The organism is Stenotrophomonas sp. GD03680 (genome assembly GCF_029844625.1).
Taxonomy (GTDB): domain Bacteria; phylum Pseudomonadota; class Gammaproteobacteria; order Xanthomonadales; family Xanthomonadaceae; genus Stenotrophomonas; species Stenotrophomonas maltophilia_P.
This window is the reverse complement of sequence record NZ_JAOCKC010000008.1, coordinates 1-17,899: the sequence shown is the minus strand read 5'-3', so window position 1 is coordinate 17,899 and position 17,899 is coordinate 1. Positions and strand designations below refer to the sequence as shown.

The window sequence follows — 17,899 nt, the reverse complement described above, 5'->3', positions numbered from 1 at the left end:
TCTGCTTTTTGTAGAGCCGAGCCATGCTCGGCTGCTCTGTGCCTCCTTTCCCGCCAACAGCAGCCGAGCATGGCTCGGCTCTACCCGAGCGCCCGCATGACTTCGAACGCCCTGATCCAGAACGACATCGTGGTCTTCGGCCTGATCGCCGCCACTTTGGGGGCCGTGTTCTGGACCGCCTCGCGCGAGCAGGGGCCGTGGAAGCGCTTCTACACCTTCGTGCCGGCGTTGCTGCTGTGTTATCTCATTCCTGGCATCTACAACACCGTCGGCCTGATCGACGGGCAGAACACCGCGCTGTACAACCCGGTCGCGCGTGACATCCTGCTGCCGGCGGCGCTGGTGCTGCTGACCCTGGCCGTGGACATCAAGGGCATCCTGCGGCTGGGACCGAAGCTGGTACTGATGTACCTGGGTGCCTCCGCCAGCATCATGCTCGGTGCCGTGGTCGCCTTCCTGCTGATGCGCGCGCTGCACCCGGAAACCGTTGCCGGCGACACCTGGGCCGGCATGGCCGCACTGGCCGGCAGCTGGATCGGCGGTGGCGCCAACATGCTGGCGATGCGCGAAGTATTCGACGTCAACGCCACCACCTTCGGCCAGTTCGCCGTGGTCGACGTGGGTGTCGGCTACGTCTGGATGGCGGTACTGATCTTCCTCGCCGGGCGCGCCGCGAAGATCGACGCACGCAGCGGTGCCGATACCTCGGCCATCGACGAACTGAAGGAACGCATCGCGCGCTTCCAGGCCGAACACGAGCGCATTCCCAGCCTGACCGATCTGATGCTGATCGTCGCCGTTGCGTTCGGTGGCGTCGGTCTGGCGCATGCAATCGGCGCGCCGCTGGCGGCCTGGTTCAAGGCCCATGTCGGCTGGGCATCGCAGTTCAGCCTGGATGCTCCCTTCGTCTGGGTGGTGGTGCTGTCGACCACGCTGGGCCTGGGCCTGAGTTTCACCCGCGCGCGCACGCTGGAGGGAGCGGGAGCGTCACGTCTGGGGTCGCTGCTGCTGTACTTCCTGATCGCCTGCATCGGCATGCAGATGGATCTGCTGGCATTGCTGGACCGTCCGTGGCTGTTCCTGCTCGGCCTGATCTGGATCGCCGTGCACATCGTGCTGCTGTGGTGCCTGGGCCGGTTGCTGAAGGTGCCGTTCTTCTATTTCGCCATCGGCTCGCAGTCGAACATCGGCGGTCCGGCCTCGGCGCCCGTGGTGGCCGCCGCCTTCCATCCTGCATTGGCACCGGTAGGCGTGCTGCTGGGAACGATGGGCTACGCCACCGGGACCTACCTGGCGTACATCGTCGGCATTACCCTGCGTGCGCTGGCAGGGCAGGGGTGAGGGGGTCAGATCCCTTTTGCTGCGCAAAAGGGATCTGACCCCGTTTCGCGGCGCGTCACGCTACCGGCAATCCACGTTCGATCAGCCAGGCTCTCGCGTCTTCGGCGTCCTGCTCGAACCGCGCCGAGTGAAAAGAGGGGCGCCGCAGAGTTCGGCGCGTCGCCACGCGCCCGTGGCCAACCGCGCCCGCGGCCTTACGCCACTGGCAACCCGCGTTCGATCAACCACGCCTTCGCGTCTTCGGCGTCCTGCTCGAACCGCGCCGAGTGAAAAGAGGGGCGCCGCAGAGTTCGGCGCGTCGCCACGCGCCCGTGGCCAACCGCGTCCGCGGCCTTACGCCACTGGCAACCCGCGTTCGATCAACCACGCCTTCGCGTCTTCGGCGTCCTGCTCGAACCACGCTCTCGTCGATCCCAACCGGTACGTATACCCCCACGCATCCATGTCGGCCATCAGCCGTGCGCTGCCGACACCGGGCAGCTGCGCGGCCAGCACGATCTGCAGGTAGCACGTGGCATCTTCCTCGGCGACCGAATCAGTGGCATCGGTATGCACCTGCGCGCGCCGCTCCGGCGGCAGCACGATCAGGTGGCAGGCCTCGTGCAGCATCGAATGCACGGGCGTGTCGTCGCGCACATACACGTTGCTGGCGATGATGCCTGCTTCAGGTTCACCCCAGTAGCTGCCGGGAATCGGCTCGCCGGCGGCGACGTGGTGCAGCTCCAGCCCATGCGCGGCAAGCAGGCGCTGTGCATCGGCGAAGGCGATATCGCCCACGCAGGTGATGTCCACGGCGGTTGTCGTGTCAGTCATGCGGAATCGTGCAGCCCCGCCCATGCAGACACGGGCGGGGCAGGGGGTCAGGGCTTTTCCGGGCCTTCCGGCAGCGCCACGGAGATGTCCAGCACGTCGTGCTGGCCATCCTTGACCAGGTCGACCTTCACCGCGTCGACGTCGATGTTGACGTACTTCTTGATCACTTCCAGCAGCTCGCGCTGCAGCAGCGGCAGGTAGTCCGGGCCACCGCGATGGCTGCGCTCCTGCGCGATGATGATCTGCAGGCGGTTCTTGGCGGTTTCGGCGGTGGTCTTCTTCGCTTTGAGGAAATCAAACAGGCCCATGCTTACCCTCCGAACAGCTTGCTGAAGAAGCCCTTCTTCTCCACGGTGGTGAAGCGCATCGGCCGCTCCTCGCCCAGGATGCGGCTCACCGCATCGTCATACGCCTGGCCAGCGATCGATTCGCCATCGAGGATCACCGGCTCGCCCTTGTTGGAGGCGTTCAGCACGTCACCCGATTCGGGGATCACGCCGATCGCCTTCAGGCCCAGCACTTCCTCCACGTCGACGATGCTCAGCATCTCGCCGGTTTCCACGCGCGACGGGCTGTAGCGGGTCAGCAGCAGGAAGGCCGGCACGTCCTGGCCGGATTCGGCCTTGTGTGTCTTCGAATCCAGCAGGCCGATGATGCGGTCAGAGTCGCGCACCGAGGACACTTCCGGGTTCACCACCACCACCGCGCGGTCGGCGAAGTACATCGCCAGGAAGGCACCCTTCTCGATACCGGCCGGGGAGTCGCAGATCACGAAGTCGAAACCGTCGGCGGCCAGGTCCTTCAGCACCTTGCCCACGCCCTCCTGGGTCAGCGCGTCCTTGTCGCGGGTCTGCGAGGCAGCCAGCACGTACAGGTTGTCGAAGCGCTTGTCCTTGATCAGGGCCTGCTTGAGGGTGGCTTCGCCGTGCACGACGTTGACGAAGTCGTACACCACGCGGCGTTCGCAGCCCATGATCAGGTCGAGGTTGCGCAGGCCGACGTCGAAGTCGATCACCGCCACCTTCTTGCCGCGCCGTGCCAGGCCGCAGGCCAGGCTCGCGCTGGTAGTGGTCTTGCCGACGCCGCCCTTGCCGGAGGTGACTACGATGATTTCAGCCAAAGGACTTCTCCTGGTTCTGCATGATGTTGGGGCTGCGTCAGTCCAGCGCAGCGATCTTGACCTGGTCCTGTTCCAGCCACACCTGCACGGCCTTGCCGCGCAGGTTGTCCGGGACATCGTCCAGTACCTTGTAGTGGCCGGCAATGGCCACCAGTTCCGCATGGAAATCACGGCAGAAGATGCGTGCCGCGGTGTTGCCCTGGGCACCCGCCAGCGCGCGGCCGCGCAGGGTGCCGTAGATATGGATGCTGCCGTCGGCGATGACCTCGGCACCGGCGCCGACGGTCGCCATGACCGTCAGGTCGCAGTTCTCCGCGTACAGCTGCTGGCCGGAACGTACATTGCCGAGCTGCATGCGGCCCGGTTGCGGTGCCGAGCCCTCGGCCACCCTGGCCACCGGAGCGGCCGGGGCCGGCTTCGGTTCAGCGCGGGCGGCGCGGCGCGGCTCCGGCGCAGGCGCACGCGGCGGGGCCGGCTCGGTCTCGACACGCTCGTACTGGGCGCGGAACTTGGCCAGCAGCGGCAGGCCGAGCTGCTGCGAGAGCTGGTCGACCGCACTGGTGCCATAGGCCAGCGCCACCGGCAGCACGCCGGCGCTGCGCAGGCCATCGACCAGCGCCTGCGCGGTGGCCACGTCCGGTACCTGGCTGAGGCCGCCGAAGTCCAGGATCACCGCGGCACGGCCGAACAGTTTCGGGGCGCGGGTCACCCGTTCGCGCATTTCCTGCACGAGTCGTTCGACATCGAGGGTCCGCACGCGCAGGTTGGCGATGCCGACCTGGCCGATCTTCAGTTCACCTGCCTGTTCGTAATCGAAATTCACCGCCACGCTCAGGTCCCCGTCGGCCGCTGTGCCTGCGCCGGCAGCTGCCGGTCGCGTGTCCATGCCACATCCGGCAGCTTGCCGCCGTAGGTCTCCTGTACCCACGGGTAGCTGCACAGTTCCTTGGCCAGCATGCTGGCGCGCACATCGACCTGCGGCATGGTGTTCTGGCCCAGCTCGCGGAAGCCGAAGCTGCCGTGGAACAGCAGGGCGGCATCGGCACCATGGTCGAGGAAGACTTCGCAGGTCATCTGCGGGTAGCGCAGCTCGGCGAAGCTCTGCGCATCGGCGTAGAACGCCCGGCCGACGCCACCACCGCGGCGGCGGCTGGCGACCACGATGCGGTCGATATAGAAGAACGGGGTGTCCAGCTGCTGCTTGAACCAGGCGAAGTTGCTGCTGTCGTGCTGGCTGTCGCTGCCGAAGCCGATCAGGAACCCGGCCAGGTTGCCGTCGCGCTCGGCGACGCGGAAGTACTCAGCGGTTTCATAGAACAGGCGCAGGCGTGCGGCATCCAGCGGAAGGATGGCCAGGCCAGCGTTGTTGTTCAAAGCCAGGACGGAATCGAGCTCGTGCTCGCGCACGTCGCGGATGACAATCGACATTGTGACTCCGTGGGGTAACGCGGTTGGTCCTGCAACGGACCCTGCGCACGATTATTGCATGGGTGGCTGGCGGGGGCACGCCCGTCGCCATGACTTCTGCCCGGGGGCAGGAGCGCTGGTTCAGCCTAAGATGCCTCCATGTTGGGATATCTCAGCCAAATCCGAGTCCTGCGCCTGGCCGGCCTGTTCACCTGGGTCATGGTCGGCCTGCCCGTGGTGTATTCCCAGTACGAGTCGATGCTGCGGCACGGCGGCAGCGGTATCGACAGCTGGTCCCTGTGGCTGTTTGCCGCCTACCTGTTCTTCGGCGCCGGCTACTTCTGGCTGACCCGTGGCCTGCGCGACAGCAGCCAGGCCGCCTGGTACGACCGGGTGGTGCTGGTGGTACTGACCGGCTCGGCCCTGGGCGTCAGCTACCTGAGCGGTTCGGGCCTGGGCAGCATCCTGATGATGGTGGCCGCCGGGGTGATCCCGTGGATGCTGCCCGTGCGCAGTGGCGTGATCTGGTTGCTGCTCAGCCAGCTGGCGGTGCTGCCGGTCTACTATCTGATTCTCGACATGCCGTTGTTCGAGGCACTCATGCAGTCGCTGCTGTATGGCGGCTTCTCCATGTTCATGTTCGTGACCAGCCTGGTCGCACGGCAGCAGACCGACGCCCGCGACGAGCAGCGCCGGCTGAATGCGGAGCTGAGGGCGACCCGCGCCCTGCTGGCCGAGAGCGCACGGGTCAACGAGCGCACCCGCATCTCGCGCGAGCTGCATGACCTGCTGGGGCATCAGTTGACCGCGCTGACCCTGAACCTGGAAGTGGCCGGCCATCTCGCCGAAGGCAAGGCGCTGGACCACGTGAAACGGTCGCACACGCTGGCCAAGCTGCTGCTGGGCAATGTGCGCGAAGTGGTCAGCCAACTGCGCGAGACCAGCGCCATCGACCTGGCTGCCGCGCTGCGCCCGCTGACCGAGAACGTGCCCTCGCTGGACATCCAGCTGGACATCGAGGACCCCCTGAACGTGGAGGATCCGCAGCGGGCCCACGTGCTGCTGCGCTGCACCCAGGAGATCATCACCAATACGGTGCGCCACTCCGGGGCCCGCCATCTGTGGATCCGGGTGTACCGTGAGGCGCCGGACCGGGTGGTGGTCGAGGCGCGCGACGACGGTGTCGGCGCGGAAATGGTCAATGTGGGCAATGGCTTGCGCGGGATGCGCGAGCGCCTGCAACAATGCGGTGGCCAGCTGCAGGTGGAAACCCGCCCCGGCGAAGGCTTCTGCCTGCGTGCGACGGTGCCGGCAACCGTGCTGGTGGCCGCCCTTACCAAGGTTCCTGAAGGAGTGCGTTGATGATTCGCGTCTGCCTGGTCGACGACCAAACCCTGGTGCGGCAGGGAATCCGCTCGCTGCTGGCGCTGGACGACGGCATCGAGGTGGTGGCCGAGGCCGGCGACGGCCGGCAGGCGGTCGAACTGGTGCCCCAGGTCCGTCCGGATGTGGTCCTGATGGACATGCGCATGCCGGTGATGTCCGGGCTGGAGGCGCTGCAGGTCCTGTCGCGGCTGGAACAGCTGCCGCCGACCATCATCCTGACCACCTTCGACGACGACCAGCTGGTGCTGGCGGGCCTGAAGGCCGGCGCCAAGGGGTATCTGCTCAAGGACGTGACCCTGGACCAGCTGGTCGGCGCCATCCGCACCGTGGCTGACGGCGGATCGCTGGTGCAGCCGGCAGTGACCCAGCGGTTGCTGTCCGGGCTGGAACACATGCGCAATGATTTCGTCAGCCTGGACCGGCCGGACCCGCTGACCGACCGCGAGACGGAGATCCTGCGGCTGATGGCCAGCGGCTTCTCCAACAAGGAGATCGCCAATTCGCTGGGCGTGGCCGAGGGCACCATCAAGAACCATGTGTCCAACATCCTGTCCAAGCTGGGCGTGCGCGACCGTACGCGGGCCGTGCTGAAGGCGTTCGAACTGCAGCTGGTCTGACGAAAAGCCTTCTGCGGCAAAGGTTTGGCCGGCATTCCCGGGCCCCGGGACGGGCTGCCCCCTACATGCGGGGCGGCCGGATGCGCTACCCTGCCAATCCTTTGTCCATACAAATACGCAGCCGGCAGGGAAACCGGTGCGCCAATCGCGATAAACAATGCCCGCGAAGCCTGCTAGGATTGGCGCTTCGCTTCAATCAACCCGGCCGTGGGATCGGCCCCGGAGACTCCTGAATGACCCGTATTATCGAGTTCCTGATCGCCTTGGGGATCGTGGCTGGCCTGTTCGTCATCATTGGCGTATGTCTGCCGGGCGAGCGCCACATCACCGAAAGCATCGAGACCAACCGCAAGATGACGATCGTGTACGACACGGTCAGCAGCCTGCGCCGCTTCAAGGACTGGAACCCGCTGGTACTGCGCGATCCCGCCGTTGAACTGAAGCTGTCCGGCCCGGCCTCCGGCGTCGGTGCCACCCTCGACTTCTCCTCCAAGGACCTGGGCAACGGTTCCTGGAAGGTGACCGAGGCCGAAGAGAACAAGCGTGTTGTGATCGCCATCGAAGACCCGACCAAGGGTCACGACAAGGTCACCACCTTCAATCTGGAGCCGACCGGCAAGGGTGGTCGCAACGTCAAGATCACCCAGGACTACTCGGTGAAGTACGGCTTCGACCTGTTCGGTCGCTACGCCGGCCTGTATGTCAGCCGCCAGATCGGCGACGACATCAAGCTGGGCCTGTCGCGCATGGCGAACATGCTGGCCACCGTGCCGAACGTCGACTACCGCACTCCGGAAGCGCCGCTGACCGATCTGGGTATCGTGCAGGTGCCGGCCGAAGACCTGCTGGTCGTCAACGCCGGCAACGTCGACCGCGGCCAGGACACCATCACCAAGTCCATCAAGGACAACCAGGAGTGGATCAAGCGCGTGATGGAGGCCAATGGCCTTGAAGCCGCCGGTCCGTTCCGCATCATCACCACCGATTTCGGTGCCGAGAAGTACGCCTTCGACATCGCACAGCCGGTGAAGAAGAAGGGTACCGAAGGTGCCACCGGTGAGGAGCTGACCGTCAAGATCGACGGTGGTGCCCCGGTAAAGTACCTGCATGTCGCCCCGCATCGTTCGGCGCATGCGGCCTACACCGGTCACATGGCCGGCCTGGACGTGGCCCGCAACGGCCTGCGTGCGTGGGCAGTGACCTCGGGCAACGAAGTCATCGACCGTCCGTACGAATCGTGGAAGGACGGCGTGGACAAGTCGTTCACCCAGGAAGGCACCTACGACATCTACTGGGCCGTCAAGTAAGCGCTGGCTGACCCATGTAGTGTTGGACACGAAAACGCGCCGCTTCCTGCGGCGCGTTTTTTTTCATCCCGCGTCCGCCGCCGGGCGGGCGCCGCGCAAGGAGCAGTCATGTTCAATCTGGAACGACGTGCGCGTAAGCCCTCGCTGCTGGCCTGCATCGGTGCGCTGTTGGCGGCCGCTTCGATCGGCCTGTCGGCCTATGCCTCGCATGGCGTGTCCGATCCGCAGGCGCAGCAGCATCTGAACATGGCGGCGCTGTATGCGTTCGCCCATGGTGCCGTGCTGGTTGCGGTGGGACGGCGCGCGCAGGGCGTGATCGCACATCTGGCGCTGTACGTGCTGCTGCTGGGCGTCGTGCTGTTCTCCGGCAGCCTGGTGGGCAGCGCGCTCTGGCAGTGGCCTACCCGGCTGGCGCCTGTGGGCGGCACCAGCCTGATGGTGGGATGGGTGCTGCTGGCGATCGACGCCCTGCGGCGGTGAGGGCAGTGCGGGGAGGGGCTCAGCCGTTGGCCGGTCTCCAGCACCAGTGCCAGGGCTCGTAGACGATCCCGTGCGGGTTGCCGCGCGGGTAGCTCAGGTGGAATCCATGCCCGCGGGCGTGGGCCTGAAGCCACGCGAACGCATCGGTACGCTCGAACGATTCCTCTGCAGGTGCATCGCCCGGGGTGCCGATATCCAGTGCGTGCCCGCTGTGGTGTTCGCTGAAGCCCGGCGCGGCGTTGACCTTCAGGATCTCCGCCACGCTCAGGCCGCGGCCGCGCTTCCGCTCGAAGATTCCCAACTGGTGCGCATGGCTGCGGAAGCCGGAAATGGCATCCAGGGCAACGCCATCGCGGGCCGCGTGCAGGCGCATCCGCCGCCACCCCTGCGCCGCGTCGCGGCGCAACCACAGGGGCCGCGAAAAGCGATCGCGGCCGGCGAAATGCAGCAGGCACGGCTCGGCTTCCAGCGGCAGCCCGGTGTCATCCGCGTAACCCTGTGCATCCAGGCCAAGGTGCTGCAGGCGTTGCTGCAAGCCCGCCAGGGGCAGCCATCGCTGCTCCAGTGCCGCAGCGAAAGGGCGTGACGCGCGGGCATCCAGCAGTGCCAGCGCCTCCTCCACGCCAGGCTCGTGCGGCAGGCGCGGCACCAGCGAATGAACGCCCTGCGTCAGCACGGCGGCCAGATAGCGGCCATCGCGCTTGCGCCGCAGCACCCAGCGGGCCCGCGCCAGCAGGCGTGCATCGAGGTTGCTGCGCGCGCGCAGCAGATCGGCCGGCCACAGTTCGATGGCCTCGGTGTTCAGCAGCAGCAGCGGTCGGCGATGCATGTCCGCAGCTTACTGCTGTGGCGCGGCTGCGGCCACCTTGCGCAGGGCGTCAAGCAATGCCTGTGGGCGTTCCATGCTCAGCAGCAGGGTGCTGCCGCCGCGCACCGGGATCGCCAGCGTGCGGTGACGGTCGGTGACCAGGGCAAAGCCCTTGCCGCCGCCCTGCAGCCGCATATGCCCGGAATAGAAGCCGGGCATCGAGTAGCCGTTGGTCTTGAAGCGGATGCCATAGCGGCGGTCCTGCGCCAGGTCCACCACCTCGGCCTGGTCCAGCAGCATGTCGCGCACCGGTGTACGCCGTCGGTACAGCGTCGAACGCACATCCAGCACGCCACCCACCAGCTCCACGCGGCGGCGGAAGAACGAAGTACCCAGGCCCACGCCGATCAGCACCAGCACGGCGATGCTCCATGCCGCGCTGCCGTTCATCAGGAAGAACGGCGGCGACAGGGTGACTTCCATCCATGGTGCAGGCGCACGCGTGCGGCTGAACTGCACGTACACGCTGATGACCAGCACGGCCAGCACCGGCAACAGCACCCACAGCACGCGCAGGGGTGAACTGCCAGCCAGCTCGAACGGACGGGCTTCATTGGGGCTCATCGTTGTGCCTCCACCCATCGGGCGATGTCATCGATCAACCCCGCATCGACATGGCCGGGCCGGGTGTACTCCTTCAACGAACTCGGGCCGCTGCCAGCGATGCCGATGTGGTTCAGCGCCGGATAGGTCCGCCACTGCACATCGTCGCGCCGGGCGAGGGCCTTCTGCCAGAGTGCCCAGTCGGCATCGGGAACCTGGAAATCGCGCCCGCCATGCAGCATCAGCAGCGGTGCGCGCAGCCGCTGTGCATCGGCGCGGGCATCTACGGCTTCGATGCTCTTCCAGAAGGACTGCGGAACGCCGAGTGGCAGTTCGCTGGCGGGTACCGGCGTGCTGCCACGTGCTGCGGCGATCTGGCTGTCCAGTTTGTCCAGCAGCGCCTGACCGGCCGCGCTGATGTCGCCGTCCAGGCTCAGCAGGTAGCGGTTCTGTTCCGGCAGCAGGTCCAGCAGCGTGCGCGCGGGAGCGGCCCACAGGATGGCGCCACGCGCCTGTGGCCAGCGGCTGGCGATGCGTGGCGCAAGCATGCCGCCCTGGCTGTGGCCGAGCACGAACACGCGGCGGCCGTCGATGCGCGGGTCGCTGGCGACGGCCTCCAGTGCCGCCACCGCATCGTCGGTGGATTCGTCATCGACAGTGAAGGTGCCGCTCTGGAAATCCTGGGGCCGGGCGAGAGTGCGCTTGTCGTAGCGCATTACCGCGATTCCGTGCGCGGCGAGGCCACGGGCGATATCGAGGAAGGGACGGTTGCCGCCGATGGTTTCGTCACGGTCCTGCGGGCCCGAGCCGTGCACCAGCACCACTGCCGGGAACGGGCCTTTGCCCTTGGGCAGCGCCAGCGTGCCGGGCAGCGCACCGCGTGTCTGCGGCACACTGAAATCAACTTCGCTGTAGGTCGCATCGGCCGGCGGCGGCGGTGCCTTGGCCGCGGGGGCGGGGCGCAGCAGCAGGCCGGCGACCTTGTCCTGTGCATCCACGGCCACCTGCGCGATCACCGCGCCACCGGTGAACTGCAGCGGCACTTCCACCAGGTGCAGGCCCTGCTGCTCGCTGCTGCGGGCCTGGCCCCGCTGCTGCAGTTCGCCCAGGGACCGCCACACGCTGTCGAGCTTCTCGGCGGGAACGGCACGGGCCATCTGCGGGGTCAGCATCGCCTCTGCATCGGCGATGCGGCCGGCCTGCAGGTGGTCCAGCAAGCGGGCGGCAACCTGCTGCGGTTCGGCGGCGAATGCGCCACCGCTCAGCAGCGCCAGTGAAAGGGCGAACAGCGAACGGCGGGTCTTCATGGTCAGAGCTCCTTCTTGAAGACCAGCACCGCTGCGCTCATCGGCGCGGGGATCACGATGTTGACCAGCTCCCAGCCAAGCTGGCCCTGCTTGTTCAACGCCTCCTGCACGGCTTCGGTCTTCATGCTGCCCATCAGCGTCGAGGGCACTTCCAGGGTCTGGTACGTCCAGCGCTTGCTCATTCCTTCTCCTCCTGAGGTGGCTTGGGATGCGGCAGCCTGCCGGCCTTGCGCAGCGCGTCGCGCAGCAGGTACTCGATCTGCGCGTTGAGGCTGCGCAGTTCGTCGTCGGCCCAGCGCTGCGCCGCGGCCAGGACGTCGGCGTTGATGCGCAGTGGATAGGCTTTCTTCTCGCTCATGGATGCTCCTGGCGGGGCGGTGGGGCGCCCCGTTGCGAGGGTGATTCAGTACAGCGAACCGGCGTTGACGATCGGCTGCGTGCCCCGGTCCGAACACAGCACGGTCAACAGGTTGCTGACCATGTGCGCCTTGCGTTCCTCGTCCAGCTGCACCACGCCGTTCTTCTGCAGTTCGCCCAGGGCCATCTCGACCATGCCGACCGCACCGGCAACGATGCGCGTGCGTGCCGCGATCACCGCGTTGGCCTGCTGGCGCTGCAGCATGGCCTGGGCGATTTCGGCAGCATAGGCCAGGTGGCTGATGCGTGCGTCGATCACCTGCACGCCGGCGTCGGCCAGGCGCTCGGCCAACTCGTTCTTCAGGTGCTGGGAGATCTCGCTGGCGTGGCTGCGCAGCGCCAGCTGGCCCTCTTCATGCTGGTCGTAGGGATAGCTGGTGGCCATCGCGCGCAGCGCCGATTCGGACTGGATGTGCACGAAGCTCTCGTAGTCGTCCACGTTGTAGACCGCTTCGGAGGCATCGACCACCTGCCAGACGATCACTGCGGCGATCTCGATCGGGCTGCCATCGAGCTCGTTGACCTTCAGCTTGCCGCTTTCGAAATTGCGCACGCGCTGGCTGACGTGGCGCTTGCTGTAGAAGGGGTTGTTCCAGCGCAGGCCATTGTCTTTCACGGTGCCGACGTACTTGCCGAACAGGCTCACCACCGCGGCCTGGTTCGGCTGCACGGTGTACAGGCCCGCCAGCGCGAACAGCGCCACCACCGCGACCAGCGCGCCAACCAGCATCATCAGCAGGTTGGGGGAGCCGGTCGACGCCTTGGCGGCGATGCCCAGCACGAACAGCACACCGCCGAAGACGGCGACGAGCAATGCGCCCGCCAGAGTGCCCAGGCCGTTGAGGGAGGACAGCGACTTCTCTTTCATGGCAGTACGTCCTTGAGGGTTCGAGGTGACGATATCAAATTGATATCAGATGGCGACTACCGTTCGTCGGGAACCGCCGCTGGACCGGCTAGAATGCCCACCCGCCTTCACATCACTGCCGGACCCCTCCATGGCCAAGCTCGGAACCCCCCTCTCGCCCTCCGCCACCCGTGTGCTGCTGCTGGGCTCGGGCGAACTCGGCAAGGAAGTGGCCATCGAGCTGCAGCGGCTGGGCGTGGAGGTGATCGCCGCCGACCGCTACGCCGATGCGCCCGCCATGCAGGTCGCGCATCGTTCGCACGTGATCGACATGCTGGATGCGATGGCGCTGCGTGCGCTGATCGCCCAGGAACAGCCTCATCTGGTGGTGCCGGAGATCGAGGCGATCCACACCGAGACGCTGGTACAGCTGGAACAGGAGCAGGGCCTGCGGGTGATCCCCACCGCGCGTGCCGCACGCCTGACCATGGACCGTGAGGGCATCCGCCGCCTGGCCGCCGAGACGCTGGGCCTGCCAACCTCGCCCTACCGCTTTGTCGATACCGAGGCGGAGTACCGCGCCGCCGTGGCCGCCATCGGCCTGCCGTGCGTGGTCAAGCCGGTGATGTCCTCCTCGGGCAAGGGACAGAGCACGCTGCGCAGCGAAGCGGACATCGCGCCGGCCTGGGAGTATGCGCAGACCGGCGGCCGCGCGGGCGCCGGCCGCTGCATCGTCGAGGGATTCATCGATTTCGACTACGAGATCACTCTGCTGACCGTGCGCCACGCGGCAGGCACCTCGTTCTGCGCGCCGATCGGTCATCTGCAGAAGGACGGCGATTACCGCGAGAGCTGGCAGCCGCAGCCGATGTCGGACAAGGCGCTGGCGCGCGCGGAGGAGATCTCGCGTGCGATCACCGATGACCTGGGTGGCTGGGGCCTGTTCGGCGTGGAGCTGTTCGTGAAGGGCGATGAAGTGTGGTTCAGCGAAGTGTCCCCGCGCCCGCACGACACTGGCCTGGTGACGCTGGTATCGCAGGAACTGAGCGAGTTCGCGCTGCACGCACGCGCCATCCTGGGCCTGCCGGTTCCGGTGATCCGCCAGAGTGGTCCGTCGGCATCCTGTGCATTGCTGGCGCAGGGCGAAGGCGTGCCGTACTTCAACAACGTCGCGGCCGCACTGCAGGTGCCGGATACGGCCGTGCGCCTGTTCGGCAAGCCGAGCGTGCACGGTCAGCGCCGTGTCGGCGTCACCCTGGCGCGCGCCGACACCATCGACGAGGCGCGCTCGATCGCCCGTGATGCCGCCGACGCCATCGGCGTCGAGCTGCGCCCGTAAGCCGGTAGCGCCGGGCCGCGCCCGGCGGCTTTCTGCAAGGCAGAGCAGCGCGCCTGGCGCCTGGGGTCACTTCACATCCACCCACACCAGATGGTGGTCGCTGCCGTCGGCAATCTTCGCTTCAGGGCTGTTGCTGGCTGGCCAGAACACGCCACTGCCCACGTACTGGAACCCGGTGGAAGGCAGCACGTAATCCAGTCGCAGGGTGCCGGACTTCGGGCCAAAGTCGCCGGTGGCGTGGAAGGGCGCACCCTTGCGCACGATGCCCTTGGCGGCATAGGCGAGGCTGGTTTCCTCACCCCCCGCGCTGCGCGGGGTGGGGTAGCGCAATACGCGTGCGTTCTCGATCAGTTCGACGATCGCCTCGTGGCGGCCATCGCCGTCGACCGGGTCGTTGTTGAGATCGCCGAGGATCACGAAGCGTGCATCCTGCGCCAGACCTCCGCACTGGCCCTTGTCGTCGCACAGCCAGGGCTGGTCACCCGCGGTGAGATACTCCTGCCACAGGCGCAGTTCGTCGTGGTTGCGCGCCGCGTTGCGCTTTTCCGGGCCGTCGAACACCGGCGGCGTCGGGTGCGAGACCAGCGCATGCACCACGCCTGCCGGGGTCTGCACCGGTACATCCCAGTGCGACTTCGACGACAGGCGCAGCTTCGACCACACGGCGTCGCTGTAGAAGCTCTGCCCGCTGCGCGGATCGACCGGACGGATCGCGCCCGGCATCGTGCTCCACTTCAGCAGCTGGAAGCTGCGTACCCTGGCTTCATCGATCGGGTAGCGCGACAGCACCAGCATGCCGTACTGGCCCGGGTGCAGGCCGTAGCCCCAGGCATCGTTGCCACGGCTGCGACCTTCGCCGCCGACCACGCCGTTGTTGTCCAGGTCCAGGCCACTGGGCACGCCGGTGTTGACCGGGGCCAGGTAGCGGTAGGCGAAGTGCAGCGGCGCGCCGCCGCCCGGCTGCGCCACTTCCAGGTAGCGCTTCTGGAACAGGTCGGCGGCGCGATGGGCGTCGTCGAAATCGAATTCGTTCAGCAGCACCAGGTCCGGGCGCACCTGCTGCAGCACGGCGGCAATCTTGCGCGCATGCGCGCTGTCGCCTTCAAGCTCCCTGATCAGGCCGCCGGCCTCATCGGAGTACAGCGACGTGTTGTAGGTGGCCAGGCGCAGCGATGCGGACGGTGTTTCGGTCATCGCAGGGGTCCTGGCAAGAGCAGGGGCCGCAGCGCCACACAGCAGGGCCAGGGCAAGAATAAGGGGTTGGGTGTTCATGCCGCCTATTGTGCACCCCGCCCGGTGTCAGCGGTTTGTCAGCGGCCGTCCAGATCGCGGTCGAAATCGTGCCAGCGACGGCCATCATAGGCCTCCAGCGGACGGAAGCGGCGCTTGTAGTCCATTTTCTGGTGTTCACGGATCCAGTAGCCCAGATAGACGTGCGGCAGTCCTTCGCGACGCGCCCATTCGATCTGCTGCAGGATGGCGAACGTGCCCAGTCCCCGCGCTGCGTGGTCTGGATCGAAGAAGGTATAGACCGCCGAAAGGCCGTGCTCGGTGACATCGGTGACGGCCACTCCGAGCAGCTGGCTGGGCCGGCCATCGTGGCCCGGCAGGCGCATCTCCAGGAAGCGGGTGTGCGACCAGCTGCCGATCAGGAACTGCTCGAACTCGTGCGGGCCATGATCGTCCATGCCGCCGTTGGCGTGGCGGTGCACCAGATAGCGGTGGTAGAGGGCAAACAGATCCTCGCGCGCAGTGGCGGCGGTGATCCGCACCTCCAGGTCGGCGTTGCGGGTGGCGCAGCGACGCTGGCTGCGGTCCGGCGCGAACCGGGCCACCGGAATCCGTACCGCCACGCAGGCATGGCACTGCGCGCAGTGGGGCCGATAGACCAGGTCGCCGCTGCGGCGGAAGCCCCAACTGAGTGCGAGGGGATACAGGCCGCCCAGGCGACGGTCGTGGGGATCCATCACCAGGTCGCGCGCCACCCGGTCCGGCCAGTACCCGCAGGGGTGCTCGCCGGTCTGGAACAGCCGCAGTTCGTCGTCTCTGTCGCCGTGGATCGCCATGGCCACAGCATAGCCCCAGCGTGTCGCAATGAACGCGACTGTCCGCCGGATGAACGGAACTGGCGGTTGCGTCAACCGCCGTCGCGGCCGGGCGTTGTTGTCATTCGAGGGTGAAGTGATCACCCCGACGCAACCTCATCCCCAGGAGTGACCTCATGATCCGTACCCCCCTGCTGCTGGCCCTGCTGCTTGCCACGTCCGCCTCCGGTGTCGCGCTGGCGGCGACTCCCCCGACCGCACCGGCACAGCGTCCGGCCAAGCTGGACACCAACGGTGACGGTGTCATCGACCGCAGCGAGGCCGCTGCCAACCCACGTCTGGCGGCCAAGTTCGACGAACTGGACCGCAACAAGGACGGCAGGCTGTCGCGCGATGAAATGCCGCGCTGGCAGCATGGTCGTCGTGGCGGCCATGGCGGCGAGCGCTGGGCCAGGCTGGACACCGACAAGGACGGCCGCATCAGCCGCGAAGAGGCCAAGGCCGATCCGCGCCTGGCGGCACGTTTCGACCAGCTCGATCTCAACAAGGACGGCTATCTGGACAAGGCTGATCGCGAGCTGCGCATGAAGCAGCATCGCGACGCCTGGTTCGCCGCTGCCGACACCAACAAGGACGGCCAGTTGAGCAAGGCCGAATTCGATGCGGCGAAGGGCCCGATGCATGGCGGCCCGCGCCACGGGGGCCCGCGTGACGGCGCCGCACCGAAGCCGCAGCGCTGATCACGGCGCAACGTTCAACGACGACGCCGGCAGACTGCCGGCGTCGTCCGTTACAGGCGACCGCTGTCGAGCAGCGTATAGGCCACCAGGGCGATCACCAGCAGGTTCATCGCGATGATGGCGCTGCGGCCGTACATCGCTTCGTACTTCCAGTTGATGCCCTTCCGCCCGCGCCGCGCTGCGTCGCGCACGATCAAGGGCCGCATCAGGCGCTGCAGCGGTCCCAGGCACTGGTAGTTGACCGCGCCCAGGCCGATGGCCATGACCACCAGGTGTACCCATACCGGCGTCTGCAGCAGCACGACCAGCAGTATGGACAGGCAGCAGGCCATCACGGTCCAGGTGTTGAGATGGACGAAGCGCCGGACCTGGGCCCGCTCCGGTTCCGTTTCGGCGTAGGACAGCAGGAAGCGACCGCCCAGGTAGCTGCCCAGCACGCCGCCCAGCACGGCACCGGCGATCGCTGCCCAGTTGTGGGCCGGGACCAGATGCAGGTGCCCCAGCGCCGCTGTCAGCGATCCCATCGCGGTACCACCGGCTGCGCTGGCGCCGCCCAGCCCCAGCTTGCTGCCGCCAATGCCCACACCGGTGCCGAGCAGGATCGCGGCACTGGCCGTGCCGGGCGCAGCGATCAGCACCATCGAGACCACGGTGGTTGCGAAGGCAGCGCTGGGTGCGCTGCTGCGCGCGAATTCGCCGAAGCGCTGCAGCAGTCCCTCGCGGACCTGCGCGCGGGCCCGCGACAGGCGCTTGCGCACCGCCGCATCACTCAGGCCCAGCAGGTCCGCCACCTGCTGCGAGCGCTGACCTTCCCGGTAGTAAAGCAGCAGGACTTCGCGGCTGTCGGTGGGCAGCGCCGAGATGATGTCCTCGGCGGCAACCTCCTCTTCCAGTCGCTGCAGGCGGTCGGCGGCAGTCGGCGAGGGGTCGGCCGCCATGCCCAGCGCAACTTCGGCGGCCTCGCCGCTCAGGGGCCTGCCGCGCTGTGCACGCAGCCAGTCGCGCGCGAGGTTGCGGGTGATCTGCCGCAGCCAGGGCAGGAAGCTGGTGGAACTGCGCAGCTGGTGCAGCTGCTGCCAGCCCTTCACGAACGCTTCCTGCGCGATGTCCTCGCTGGCCTGGCGATCGCCGGTGATGGCCAGGGCGATGGCGGTCACGGTGTTCTGGCAGGCGAGCACGATGCGCCCATAGGCGTGCTGGCAGCCACTGCTGGCCGCCGGCAGCTCGCGTTCAAGCGTCTCGTCGATCGTTGCAGCGAAAGTCGTCATGGCGGCAGCTCCTGCTGGATTGTGTCCCAAGACGGAGCTGCGCGCCCGATGTGA

The 17,899-nt window shown here is 67.2% G+C and carries 21 protein-coding genes; 7 read left to right on the top strand and 14 right to left on the bottom strand.

Annotated features, from left to right (window positions below; genetic code table 11):
• Positions 1 to 96 precede the first annotated feature (96 nt).
• Entirely contained in the window at positions 97 to 1,341 is a 1,245-nt protein-coding gene (locus tag N5J29_RS11235; RefSeq protein ID WP_053516181.1) for a DUF819 family protein, read from the top strand.
• Between the two features lie 333 nt (positions 1,342 to 1,674).
• Here N5J29_RS11235 and N5J29_RS11230 read toward each other — a convergent pair whose 3' ends face one another.
• Genes N5J29_RS11230 through N5J29_RS11210 form a run of 5 tightly spaced genes read right to left on the bottom strand, consistent with a single transcriptional unit; the run spans position 1,675 to position 4,702 of the window.
• Complete coding sequence (locus tag N5J29_RS11230) at positions 1,675 to 2,154, bottom strand: hypothetical protein (protein WP_065182371.1); 480 nt, start codon at positions 2,152 to 2,154, stop codon at positions 1,675 to 1,677.
• Between the two features lie 47 nt (positions 2,155 to 2,201).
• The gene (minE, locus tag N5J29_RS11225) at positions 2,202 to 2,462 is read right to left on the bottom strand and encodes a cell division topological specificity factor MinE (RefSeq protein ID WP_053516176.1); all 261 of its coding nucleotides are present in this window, start codon (positions 2,460 to 2,462) and stop codon (positions 2,202 to 2,204) included.
• A 2-nt stretch (positions 2,463 to 2,464) separates the two neighbouring features.
• On the bottom strand, positions 2,465 to 3,274 hold the full coding sequence (minD, locus tag N5J29_RS11220; RefSeq protein ID WP_053516174.1) for a septum site-determining protein MinD: 810 nt from the start codon (positions 3,272 to 3,274) through the stop codon (positions 2,465 to 2,467).
• Between the two features lie 37 nt (positions 3,275 to 3,311).
• Entirely contained in the window at positions 3,312 to 4,160 is an 849-nt protein-coding gene (gene minC / locus N5J29_RS11215; protein ID WP_164151804.1) for a septum site-determining protein MinC, read from the bottom strand.
• Entirely contained in the window at positions 4,106 to 4,702 is a 597-nt protein-coding gene (locus N5J29_RS11210) for a GNAT family N-acetyltransferase (RefSeq protein ID WP_053516169.1), read from the bottom strand. The genes minC and N5J29_RS11210 overlap by 55 nt, the downstream gene beginning before the upstream one ends.
• Before the next feature lie 138 nt (positions 4,703 to 4,840).
• Here N5J29_RS11210 and N5J29_RS11205 point away from each other — a divergent pair, with 138 nt between their 5' ends.
• From N5J29_RS11205 to N5J29_RS11190, 4 genes are all read left to right on the top strand, one after another.
• Positions 4,841 to 6,043: a sensor histidine kinase gene (locus tag N5J29_RS11205; RefSeq protein WP_053516166.1), complete on the top strand. Its 1,203-nt coding sequence runs from the start codon at positions 4,841 to 4,843 to the stop codon at positions 6,041 to 6,043.
• A complete protein-coding gene (locus N5J29_RS11200; RefSeq protein ID WP_053516165.1) occupies positions 6,043 to 6,684 on the top strand; it encodes a response regulator transcription factor in 642 nt (213 codons plus the stop codon). Before N5J29_RS11205 ends, N5J29_RS11200 begins: the two co-directional genes overlap by 1 nt.
• A gap of 233 nt (positions 6,685 to 6,917) precedes the next feature.
• A complete protein-coding gene (locus N5J29_RS11195; protein WP_065182369.1) occupies positions 6,918 to 7,991 on the top strand; it encodes an SRPBCC family protein in 1,074 nt (357 codons plus the stop codon).
• A 108-nt stretch (positions 7,992 to 8,099) separates the two neighbouring features.
• Positions 8,100 to 8,471, top strand: a complete 372-nt coding sequence (locus N5J29_RS11190) for a DUF423 domain-containing protein (RefSeq protein WP_065182368.1) — start codon at positions 8,100 to 8,102, stop codon at positions 8,469 to 8,471.
• Positions 8,472 to 8,490: 19 nt separating this feature from the next.
• On the opposite strand, the gene N5J29_RS11185 is transcribed toward N5J29_RS11190, so the two are convergent.
• Genes N5J29_RS11185 through N5J29_RS11160 form a run of 6 tightly spaced genes read right to left on the bottom strand, consistent with a single transcriptional unit; the run spans position 8,491 to position 12,474 of the window.
• On the bottom strand, positions 8,491 to 9,300 hold the full coding sequence (locus tag N5J29_RS11185) for a M15 family metallopeptidase (protein ID WP_164151805.1): 810 nt from the start codon (positions 9,298 to 9,300) through the stop codon (positions 8,491 to 8,493).
• Between the two features lie 9 nt (positions 9,301 to 9,309).
• Positions 9,310 to 9,903 carry a PH domain-containing protein gene (locus tag N5J29_RS11180; protein WP_065182367.1) on the bottom strand — a complete coding sequence of 198 codons (594 nt, stop codon included), beginning with the start codon at positions 9,901 to 9,903 and terminating at the stop codon, positions 9,310 to 9,312.
• Positions 9,900 to 11,189, bottom strand: a complete 1,290-nt coding sequence (locus N5J29_RS11175) for an alpha/beta fold hydrolase (protein WP_164151806.1) — start codon at positions 11,187 to 11,189, stop codon at positions 9,900 to 9,902. Before N5J29_RS11175 ends, N5J29_RS11180 begins: the two co-directional genes overlap by 4 nt.
• 2 nt (positions 11,190 to 11,191) lie before the next feature.
• The gene (locus N5J29_RS11170) at positions 11,192 to 11,371 is read right to left on the bottom strand and encodes a DUF4177 domain-containing protein (RefSeq protein ID WP_053516154.1); all 180 of its coding nucleotides are present in this window, start codon (positions 11,369 to 11,371) and stop codon (positions 11,192 to 11,194) included.
• Entirely contained in the window at positions 11,368 to 11,547 is a 180-nt protein-coding gene (locus tag N5J29_RS11165) for a hypothetical protein (RefSeq protein WP_053516152.1), read from the bottom strand. Before N5J29_RS11165 ends, N5J29_RS11170 begins: the two co-directional genes overlap by 4 nt.
• A gap of 45 nt (positions 11,548 to 11,592) precedes the next feature.
• The gene (locus N5J29_RS11160) at positions 11,593 to 12,474 is read right to left on the bottom strand and encodes an SPFH domain-containing protein (RefSeq protein WP_053516150.1); all 882 of its coding nucleotides are present in this window, start codon (positions 12,472 to 12,474) and stop codon (positions 11,593 to 11,595) included.
• A gap of 130 nt (positions 12,475 to 12,604) precedes the next feature.
• Here N5J29_RS11160 and purT point away from each other — a divergent pair, with 130 nt between their 5' ends.
• Positions 12,605 to 13,792: a formate-dependent phosphoribosylglycinamide formyltransferase gene (purT, locus tag N5J29_RS11155; RefSeq protein ID WP_053516148.1), complete on the top strand. Its 1,188-nt coding sequence runs from the start codon at positions 12,605 to 12,607 to the stop codon at positions 13,790 to 13,792.
• A gap of 66 nt (positions 13,793 to 13,858) precedes the next feature.
• Here the strand turns inward: purT and N5J29_RS11150 are convergent, their stop codons facing one another.
• On the bottom strand, positions 13,859 to 15,064 hold the full coding sequence (locus tag N5J29_RS11150; protein WP_164151807.1) for an endonuclease/exonuclease/phosphatase family protein: 1,206 nt from the start codon (positions 15,062 to 15,064) through the stop codon (positions 13,859 to 13,861).
• Positions 15,065 to 15,102: 38 nt separating this feature from the next.
• On the bottom strand, positions 15,103 to 15,858 hold the full coding sequence (locus N5J29_RS11145; protein ID WP_053516144.1) for an arginyltransferase: 756 nt from the start codon (positions 15,856 to 15,858) through the stop codon (positions 15,103 to 15,105).
• Positions 15,859 to 16,013: 155 nt separating this feature from the next.
• Here N5J29_RS11145 and N5J29_RS11140 point away from each other — a divergent pair, with 155 nt between their 5' ends.
• The gene (locus N5J29_RS11140; RefSeq protein ID WP_065182363.1) at positions 16,014 to 16,577 is read left to right on the top strand and encodes an EF-hand domain-containing protein; all 564 of its coding nucleotides are present in this window, start codon (positions 16,014 to 16,016) and stop codon (positions 16,575 to 16,577) included.
• Between the two features lie 50 nt (positions 16,578 to 16,627).
• On the opposite strand, the gene N5J29_RS11135 is transcribed toward N5J29_RS11140, so the two are convergent.
• Positions 16,628 to 17,845 (bottom strand): RNA polymerase sigma factor, encoded by a 1,218-nt coding sequence (locus N5J29_RS11135; RefSeq protein ID WP_164151808.1) that lies wholly within the window; start codon positions 17,843 to 17,845, stop codon positions 16,628 to 16,630.
• Between the last annotated feature and the right edge of the window lie 54 nt (positions 17,846 to 17,899).